This window comes from Aliinostoc maniaoense (genome assembly GCF_058172895.1).
Genome location: NZ_CP187953.1, coordinates 82,569 through 91,206, shown reverse-complemented (window position 1 = coordinate 91,206; position 8,638 = coordinate 82,569). Strand labels below are relative to the sequence as shown.

14 protein-coding genes are annotated in these 8,638 nt (G+C 41.3%); 9 read left to right on the top strand and 5 right to left on the bottom strand.

Annotated elements, in window-relative coordinates; all coding sequences use genetic code 11:
* Positions 1-70: 70 nt before the first annotated feature.
* From ACPZ3T_RS30065 to ACPZ3T_RS30045, 5 genes are all read left to right on the top strand, one after another.
* Positions 71-1,270: an ATP-binding protein gene (locus ACPZ3T_RS30065; protein ID WP_490277495.1), complete on the top strand. Its 1,200-nt coding sequence runs from the start codon at positions 71-73 to the stop codon at positions 1,268-1,270.
* 48 nt (positions 1,271-1,318) lie between these two features.
* Positions 1,319-1,606 carry a hypothetical protein gene (locus ACPZ3T_RS30060; protein ID WP_490277494.1) on the top strand — a complete coding sequence of 96 codons (288 nt, stop codon included), beginning with the start codon at positions 1,319-1,321 and terminating at the stop codon, positions 1,604-1,606.
* Positions 1,607-1,628: 22 nt separating this feature from the next.
* Positions 1,629-1,919: a hypothetical protein gene (locus ACPZ3T_RS30055; RefSeq protein WP_490277493.1), complete on the top strand. Its 291-nt coding sequence runs from the start codon at positions 1,629-1,631 to the stop codon at positions 1,917-1,919.
* Positions 1,910-2,188, top strand: a complete 279-nt coding sequence (locus ACPZ3T_RS30050) for a hypothetical protein (protein WP_490277492.1) — start codon at positions 1,910-1,912, stop codon at positions 2,186-2,188. The genes ACPZ3T_RS30055 and ACPZ3T_RS30050 overlap by 10 nt, the downstream gene beginning before the upstream one ends.
* Before the next feature lie 793 nt (positions 2,189-2,981).
* Positions 2,982-3,200, top strand: coding sequence for a hypothetical protein (locus tag ACPZ3T_RS30045; RefSeq protein ID WP_490277491.1), 219 nt, complete (start codon positions 2,982-2,984; stop codon positions 3,198-3,200).
* Between the two features lie 214 nt (positions 3,201-3,414).
* Here ACPZ3T_RS30045 and arfB read toward each other — a convergent pair whose 3' ends face one another.
* Positions 3,415-3,828: an alternative ribosome rescue aminoacyl-tRNA hydrolase ArfB gene (gene arfB / locus ACPZ3T_RS30040; protein WP_490277490.1), complete on the bottom strand. Its 414-nt coding sequence runs from the start codon at positions 3,826-3,828 to the stop codon at positions 3,415-3,417.
* Positions 3,829-3,895: 67 nt separating this feature from the next.
* Positions 3,896-4,075, bottom strand: a complete 180-nt coding sequence (locus ACPZ3T_RS30035) for a hypothetical protein (RefSeq protein WP_490277489.1) — start codon at positions 4,073-4,075, stop codon at positions 3,896-3,898.
* Between the two features lie 105 nt (positions 4,076-4,180).
* Between ACPZ3T_RS30035 and ACPZ3T_RS30030 the strand changes: the two genes are divergently transcribed.
* The 3 genes from ACPZ3T_RS30030 to ACPZ3T_RS30020 all read left to right on the top strand — a co-directional run bounded on the left by ACPZ3T_RS30030 (position 4,181) and on the right by ACPZ3T_RS30020 (position 5,190).
* Positions 4,181-4,366 carry a hypothetical protein gene (locus ACPZ3T_RS30030; protein WP_490277488.1) on the top strand — a complete coding sequence of 62 codons (186 nt, stop codon included), beginning with the start codon at positions 4,181-4,183 and terminating at the stop codon, positions 4,364-4,366.
* A gap of 75 nt (positions 4,367-4,441) precedes the next feature.
* Positions 4,442-4,753, top strand: coding sequence for a hypothetical protein (locus ACPZ3T_RS30025; protein WP_490277487.1), 312 nt, complete (start codon positions 4,442-4,444; stop codon positions 4,751-4,753).
* 74 nt (positions 4,754-4,827) lie between these two features.
* Complete coding sequence (locus tag ACPZ3T_RS30020) at positions 4,828-5,190, top strand: VHL beta domain-containing protein (protein ID WP_490277486.1); 363 nt, start codon at positions 4,828-4,830, stop codon at positions 5,188-5,190.
* Positions 5,191-5,257: 67 nt separating this feature from the next.
* On the opposite strand, the gene ACPZ3T_RS30015 is transcribed toward ACPZ3T_RS30020, so the two are convergent.
* Together ACPZ3T_RS30015 and ACPZ3T_RS30010 are read right to left on the bottom strand one after the other, a co-directional pair.
* A complete protein-coding gene (locus ACPZ3T_RS30015) occupies positions 5,258-6,343 on the bottom strand; it encodes a tyrosine-type recombinase/integrase (RefSeq protein ID WP_490277485.1) in 1,086 nt (361 codons plus the stop codon).
* Between the two features lie 176 nt (positions 6,344-6,519).
* Positions 6,520-7,035 (bottom strand): hypothetical protein, encoded by a 516-nt coding sequence (locus ACPZ3T_RS30010; protein ID WP_490277484.1) that lies wholly within the window; start codon positions 7,033-7,035, stop codon positions 6,520-6,522.
* 280 nt (positions 7,036-7,315) lie between these two features.
* Between ACPZ3T_RS30010 and ACPZ3T_RS30005 the strand changes: the two genes are divergently transcribed.
* Complete coding sequence (locus ACPZ3T_RS30005; protein ID WP_490277483.1) at positions 7,316-8,143, top strand: DNA/RNA non-specific endonuclease; 828 nt, start codon at positions 7,316-7,318, stop codon at positions 8,141-8,143.
* A 5-nt stretch (positions 8,144-8,148) separates the two neighbouring features.
* Here ACPZ3T_RS30005 and ACPZ3T_RS30000 read toward each other — a convergent pair whose 3' ends face one another.
* Entirely contained in the window at positions 8,149-8,553 is a 405-nt protein-coding gene (locus ACPZ3T_RS30000; protein ID WP_490277482.1) for a nuclease A inhibitor family protein, read from the bottom strand.
* Between the last annotated feature and the right edge of the window lie 85 nt (positions 8,554-8,638).

The window sequence follows — 8,638 nt, the reverse complement described above, 5'->3', positions numbered from 1 at the left end:
TGAATCATTTTATATTCAAGAATTAAGGGGCAATAATTCCGGTGGAATCTGGTTATTACTAGCTCCCTTTTTGGCTGGTACTGCTTATTTAGCATGGTCTACCAAATGCCAATATGATTATGATGAAAGATTTAAGCAGTTGGAAGATTTGAAAACCTACTACAAGCTGACTACTGTATCAGCAAGAAATGAGCGTGATTTTAAGGTAACAGCTATAAATCAAAATTGGGATACTCAGCGTGTCAGGGCTGGTCAAATTTCTGTTGAGGCTGTGCAAGATAAGTTAGAGCGACAATCTGAAATTCAAAAGCGCACCCATAACTCCACACTTAAACAGTTTGACTTAAATGATAGTCAGATTGATAAGCAAATTGCTGAGGAACAATTAGCCAAAGCTAAGGCTGATAAGGAAAAGAATAAAATATTAAATAATATTAGTAATGATGACGAGGATAGTGATAGTAGTGGTAAATCATCATCCTCAAAAGTTGCTAAATCAAAATTAAAACTTGGCGATGATTACAAGTGGATTTATAAGCTATTAAAACTTCCATTTAGAGTTTTGAGTGGTGAGCAAGGTTCTGGTAAGTCCACACTTGAACGGTTAATGATACGGCTGCTCAAGGATGACGGCTGGCACGTTGTCATTATTAACCCTGAAACTAATCCTAATGTTTGGTCAGGCGTTCAAGTCCTTGCTGATGTTGATGAAATTAATGATTTCTTTGAGCAATTCCCGACTGCGATCGCAATGCGTCAACAGGAATGCAGAGATTTAGGCATTGATGAGGATGACTATCTCGATTTCATCAAGGATAAAAGCGGTAAGGCGGGTAAAGTAGCTGTGTTTTTGATGGAGGCGAACACCTACGAAGTACACGGTGTTAATCCATCACCTTGGGCTAACTTTCTCAAGCAATCATTGACTAACATCAGAAAATGGGGTTATACAGTCTGCTTAACTGCTCACTCAGACAACCAAACCAGTATATCTAGCGAGTTAGCAGGCTTTTCCAAGAATATTGATGCAGCACCTAGAGTAGATTGTATAGCCAAGGCTGGACTAGATGGGGAGGCCGTCAGCAGTGGTAAAGCTTTACTGAAAATGAAGGGAATTAAGGATAAAGAACCTGTAGAAGTTGACCTTTATAACTATCCCAAAAGTAAAAACTTTGGTGATCAAGCATTAGCACAACCGCCCCCAATTGAAACTAAACAAAAATCAAAAACTAATAACGGAGATTGGTATGAGGAAATAATATGTAGGTAAATAAGTCATAAGCGATCGCTTACTTCTACACTTTCCTCTAAGAATGAAATGATGACTACAATTACTGATTTTGAAGCTTTAGCAGATGCGGCGGATTTTCGGGCTTTATTTCCATATAAAAGCCAGATTCACGCATGGGTGTATATCACCCATGATCAACTCAATATAGGTGAAGTAGCCAATGCTTTCTACCACTCTAATTTAGAAGTGGTGGAACACTGGACTGAGGCTGGTGATATTAAATTTTACAAAGAGCTTGAAAATGTCCCTAATACTGATTGGATGGTGGTTTTAATTCATCCATTTTATATAATGAAGCCTATAATTAAAGACTAAATATAATTAACAAGGTTAGTAAATGAGCTTAGTTAAAAATGCCAGAATCTCCAAAGTCTCAAAAAACTTTGGAAATTATTCACACCACACTACAAGTAGCGGAACATATACAGAAGGAGTTGTCACAACTCCCTTTGGATTTGTAAAAGTCTATGCTGAATCTAGTTTTTGGGCAATTGAATTTATATGGAGTGGCAAATCTTATCATCTTGGATGTAGATGTAAAGAGCTATCATCTGATAAAGCCTTAACTCGTAGAGCTACTAAATTTGCCAAGGAAGTTGTACAAAAAAGTTTTAATAATTGTTTGTAGTGGAGAGCGATCGCACTCCATCCTCTAAGAATATGATTCCCAAAACGCTAACATTTAAAAATAATCCCATTGAAGCCCAAGAAAATTACCAGGGATTTGCAATAATCATTACTTACTGCCAGCCAGATCCTTATGATGTAGGCTGTTATTTCTACTATATCCGCAATGCCAATTTAGAAATTTTGGCAGACAATACTAAAGGATATGGGGAAAGTAGTATTGATGGTGCATTGGCTCAAGCCAAGCGCACTATAGAAGAGTTGATGTAGCTGCACCGTTCACCAAACCTCAACCCAAACCAGAGAAGCGAAGTCATTGGGGTAGCAAGTTGCTAGGCGGGATGAATGTAAAACAGAAACCAGCGAGTAAAAAAAGTCATCCCCAGGGCAATTAAGCTTACCTTGGAATCAGTGCCATAGGCGGAAAGTCCCCAAGTGCAAGATGTTGCAGAAAAATTTATTCTAGCTAATTGCTACAAGTCTTGAAAATTTGCTATCTTTGATTTTAGTTGCTTTTGTCCCCCACCCCCTGTTTCGTTCGAGCGACACTCGCAGCAGCAATATTCGTCATTTGATGTTTTGACCAGAGTTATGTTTTGACCGTTCACAGAGTTGTGCTAATTGGGTGGATGGGTTAAGGAAAAAGTCAACAAGCTGCTATGGTGTTCGTTCATTCAACTTAACTTCAGGGCTTGCCTTGAAGAAGCACAAGGATAACTGTATTTTATATGCAGATGTCCACTGCTGGTCACATTTTGCTATAGCAATTTGTGATTTGAGTTGTATGCACGAATGCCCGGTTAAACAAAGCAGCATAAAATCAAGCTTTTAGCTACCGGAATTGTTGCAAACGCTCTCTTCAAGGCAGCCTCCTAGATTAAACTCAAGGAGGTATAAAAAGTGCAACGTTCGATCAGTATCAGCAATAGTAATAAGACCGCATTAAATGCGGATGCCCCAGGCTGTCTTGAGTCTGGGGCTTTTGTGTTTGCTGTTTTGCTCACAGAAAAAAGCCCGGAATCTCTCCAGGCCAATCAATATAATCCACTTTCATGATATAGCTATGCGAATTGAAAAAAAGAACTCGCCCCTACTTCCCAAGAAAAATTTACCCACTGGGAAGTATGCTTACCTATTCCTTGCCCTTGTTGCGATCGCTCATGTTGTTGCAGCCGTGTTATCTGGTTGTAATCCTGTGAGCTTCTACCTAAAAGGACTAGGTATTGAGTACCAGTTTGAAAAGGGGGCTTGTCAACTTCCACCAGATCAACAGCAGAAGTAGGATGAGTTAAATTAAGATGCCCAGTGGTGCGATTATGCGATCACCTCTGGTGGACGGAACGCCATCACTGGGCATTTGCAATTTCTTAGAGGAAAAAGCGGGGCGCGAAGGTTAGGAAAGTTGAAGGGTTGCGATCGCTTAATCCGCACAAGTTTCAATCCGTAATAAGGATTAGCAGTAATTGCAATATGTTCAGGATGCGATGCGCCGAACTTTAATCAATTATCTGCCTTCTCATTGACTTAATTTGTCCTCGCTTAGTTTTACTGTCGAGACGTTTGGAGTGAGAACTGCGAGTTGGTTTGGTGGGTTTGCGTTTTCTTTTGAGTACGACTGCGCTTTTAATAAGTTCTTTGAGTCGTTCTAAAGCTTCCTCACGGTTTTGCTCTTGGCTGCGATGTTCTTGAGATTTGATGACAATAACACCCTCTTGGGTAATGCGTCGGTCATTCAGTTTCAAAAGCTGTTCTTTGTAGAAGCTGGGTAATGATGAAGCCTCAATGTCAAAGCGTAAGTGAATGGCAGTAGCAACCTTGTTGACGTTTTGACCGCCTGCTCCTTGAGAACGAATCGCGCTCATTTCGAGTTCGCTATCGGGGATAATAATTTTATTAGAGATGTGCAGCATACCTTATATATAGCGTTATTAGGGCGATCGCGTAGCGGTAGCAAGTCCAAGAGCGTCTACCTACGGATTAACTTTGTCCTTCCAAAAGCTTTTTACCTTTGGCAATGTAAGGGGCTATTTCCTTGCGAATAATTTCACTCATGGTGATGCCATTCGCCAGACACCAAGCGTCAAAAGCAGCCTTATCATCTGGTTCTATCACAATTTGTATATAGTCTTTTTTTCGGTCTAATTTTTTTCTGGGCATGGCTCACCTTTTTAATTAATAGCATATTATATCATGATATCTATCATGATATAATTATTACTATGAGGGACAAAAAAACTACACCCTCATCAGGAGGTGAAACAAATGACTCAATCCAAAGATGGCAACGGACACGGAGAATATAACCCTGAAGTCGAGTTTGAATACTTGGATGCAGATGTCTGGATTAAATCAGACTCTCAAGGGAATCGAGACGTTGCTTATACTGAAGATGTCTTAGAAGCATTAGAAGAAGAGGAAGATGAAGAATCGGACTCTGACGATGAATAGCTTTTAAATTGACATCTGCCCTCAGCTGACACCTGGGGGCTTTCTTCATCATCTCTTCTACTTGGAGTATAGCTTATGTCAACGACAAGTATTATTCATCCCCTTCACTTCCAGATTATTCAGAGAGTTGGTACAACATGGTATTTCAAATATGGAAGTGTTTTCTTTAATCGCACTGATAAATCTTTACCCGAAAGTGACCGAGAAAGATTATTTGGGATAACCAAAAATCAAATAGTAATTGAATTGTTCCGCATCAATGGTGGTAAATCTGGGTATTACCTTGCTAATCTTCGAGACAAACAATATTACTACTGTGGTGATGACTGGGCTTCGGTCAAAACCAAATTCAAAGAATTGGGGATTGGGCGGGATGAACCAAGTTAGTTTTTGAATAGCGATCGCTGCCGTTGCTTAACCTTTAGCTGTACTTTTAAAAGATGTACACTTCAAGACGATCAATGGTCAAATTTACACACGTTAACTTCGCCATTATTAGCAGTACGTTGCTTTTATATGCAATCAGTGCTGGTGCGCCTCTTGCCAATGCTCAATCCAAACAATGTGAATCTGAATCTGTTTCAATTTCCCGCAGTGGAAAAATAGCTACGGAAATTACATTTATCAACCAACGCAGCGCGCCAGTGAGGTTGTATTGGCTTGATTACTCTGGTCAACGGAAGTTTTACGCCTTAATTGCTCCAAACAATAGAATTACTCAAAGCACCTATGTAACTCACCCTTGGGTAATTACTGATACTAAAAACAACTGCCTGGGTGTTTATTATCCTGATGGACAACCGCGCATAGTAGAAATTCTCTAACATCCTAAAGCGATCGCCTCCGGCGGGCGGTTACGCCATCGCTTGCTGTCTAAACAGGTGTTTTCCCTCAAAATCTTGGCAGTACCGTACCTGTCCCTGCATCCTTTTTGGGACGAATATAAGTTTTGGTAGTATCAGACTTGGTATGTCCCAACTGGTCTTGCACATCAAACAGTGGTTTAATTTCCACTGCCCTTGTTGCGTGAGAGTGCCTGAGCCAGTGACAAGAAAATTCTATTTTGGCTACCTCAGAGATATCTTGAATCAACCTTTTAATCGCCCTATCGCTCAACGGCAACCCCCGCTTTTTCGGGTCGGGTGACATATTGGGGAATACTGGCATCTTGTCACTAGCCATCCCTCGGTACTTTTTGAGCAACTTTGATGTCTCGTGGTCTAAGCCAATCTCGCGGTACTTCCCACCCTTCCCCCGAAACTTAATTGTGTAATACCCGCGTTGTCTATCTTCTGGTGATGGGTCTGGTTGCCATTTAAAGTTATGCCAATATAACCCCGGATAATCTTCTTTGGGTTTCCCTGGTTCATCACCCGGAACAGTTACACGTCCTACTTCACCAACCCGCATCCCGCTATAAAACAGCAAACAAAAAATTAGCCAGTGCTTTCCCCCCAACTGCTGGGCAGCTTGGGCTAGTTTCGCCATCTCCCAATCTTCTAGATACCGTTCTGCCTTCGGTAATTCACTAAAATTATCGTAATTTATGGTACTGGCAATATTCCGCAAGAAATAGCCAACATTTTCTCCACTCCCGTAACTCCACAGCGACCGCAGCATCAAAATCTGGTTCGTTTTTGTATAAGGGGAAACCTCACCCCAAGATGTAATAAAATCTAGTAACTTCGGCTGCTGAACTAATCTTAAATCGGGTATGCCTTCACTGCGTACCCATAAGAGGAATTTTTGACCAAACCGATAGTATTTTCGCTTAGTTTGTTCGCGGTTTTGACTGCCTGCCCAAGCTAAGATTAACTCCTCATCATTACTAACAGCAGGGGTGCGGTAATAATATTGCCTGATCACCTCCGATACCAATTCTGGAGTTACTTGTGGCGAAGTATTTGACGTTACAACGTTTCCTGATTTGGCAGGCAGAACTTCTACGGAGCTAACCTCAATATTAGTCACATCCATTGGGGAAATAAGAGTTACGCGACAATAAATATCTAGCTTCCTAGAAGTGCAGTTTCAGGAAGCTTATATTTTATTCTAAAGCTTAAGTGGATGTGCCGACATGAAGAGAACGGTTAAACCTTCGCTTTGGCTTTGGGGTTGGTGGTGATTTAGGTGTAGCATTTAGACGAAGGAAGTTATTTCACTGGATGGTACAGCCCGTCATTGGGGTGATATTCCCAAGCTGTACTCATGGGGTCGCGGTTACGTGACCAACTGATAAATTCTTTGGGGGTGAGTTTTTCTCTTTCAGTAATCAGGCTTTGGGCAGTAACGCCTAGTCTTTGGGCTAAACTTTCATTTGTTCTGGGCTGTAGTTCAACTTGGGGTTGCTGGTATGAGTACGCTTGTCTACGAGGTCGAGTGTTGTTGCTGTATCGAAGAGAAGCCATCGCCCTCTCAAGAAGCTCCAGCTTCTTGGTAATTGTATCTAGTTTGGTTTCTAGCTTCGCCTCTAGCTGCTTCACTGCTAAACTACTAGGGGCAATATCGCTATCAATTTTGCTATCAAACTGGGTGATTAATTCCTCTAACTCTTGCAGCAAGGCGATTGTATGACCTTGACGATGTAGTTTAGATAGTTTTTTTACTGCTGGAATTAGGGCAGTAGGGACGCGAATCATTTCACTTGGTGGGTTTTTTTGGTCAGTCATTTGATATCAAATTTGATAGCAATTAACTGATTGTAGAGTGAAAGCGGTCTTCTGATTGCGATCCGCTAAATTCTTAGAGGAAAAGTGAGTGATGGGCTACACTCCACCGAAAGAGCGATACCTACGGTAAGCTACGAAGATCGCCTACACCAAATTCTTAGAGGAAAAATTAGGGATGGTGGGGCAGGAGACTTTACAATTTGAAGCAAAGCGGAGTGAAACTCAGGAAATACAATCAGAAATGCTGAAGTGAAATAAATCTCTAAAGGTGCGTCAATTTATGGGAATTTGTCGAAATTTGGGTGTAGCGACGTTGGTGGCGTTGATTGTTGGGTGTTCGCCAGCCCAGTCCCAAGTGCCACCATTAACTGAACTTTCCCCATCAATCAGCGTGCATTTACTCTTGGGAAATCCCAGTGGTGCAACACCAACAAAGCTTACGCCTGATAATTACCTGATGGTAAAAAATCAATATGCACTCTCTTACAACAACAGCAAGGGAACTGCCAACTGGGTAGCTTGGCAGCTGAACTCCTCATGGCTGGGAGATGCAGACAGGCAGAATAATTTCCGCCCAGACAAAACATTGCCTGCGGGTTGGGTGCGAGTGACTCCTTCTATGTACTCTGGAAGTGGTTATGACAGAGGGCATATTGCACCTTCAGCAGACCGCACCCGAACAGCAGAGGATAATGCGGCTACTTTCCTCATGACAAACATGATGCCCCAGACACCCGATAACAATAGAAATACGTGGGGTAATTTAGAAGATTATTGTCGAGAATTGATAAGCCAGGGCAAAGAACTTTATATTGTCGCTGGACCTAGTGGTAGTCAAGGTCAACCCCTCAAAGGTAAAGTGACAGTTCCCAAATCCACTTGGAAGATAGTTGTCGTACTAGATAGCCCAGGCTCAGGGCTTAAGGGTATTACAGCTAATACTCGCGTTATTGCAGTAAATATACCGAATGACCCAGAATTAAATAATGATTGGAGAGCTTATAAAGTCAGTGTTGACGAATTAGAGGCGTTGACGGGTTACGATTTTCTTTCTAACGTTTCCCCCAATATTCAAGCCAGTATTGAAAGTAAAGTTGATAATTATTAAATACTTCAAGTTTCCACAACTTTAGTAGCAACGCCAGCTAAATTTCCTGCTGGAGTTTCACCAATAATATAAACATCAATTTCTATCTTACCGAGGCAATACACCTGCAAATTACTCAGGTTTTCTTTGAGTGTCTGCACAAGAGTTTGAAATCGTTTGACGGTTTCAAACTCTTCTTCATCGTGCCAATCTTCAGGAGTTGTTGCTACACCAAAAAAATCATCAACCCCTACGATTTTTACAGGTGTGTCTATGGGATGGTTGGTCTGTTGTAATACTTTTTCAGGTGTTGCAGGTGCAATATCTGACCACAGGAAAGCTGCACAAGGATATTCCGACTCGCTCATAAATAGCAAGCCGTCTGATGCTCGTTTTAGCTGTTCTAAAATTTCTGAGTTGGTTTTAGTCATAAACCATAATAGAGTGATTCAATCAAGTATAAAGTGTATGGCTTATTTATCTGCATTTTGGTCAAGCAGCAGAATTTTTATTTAG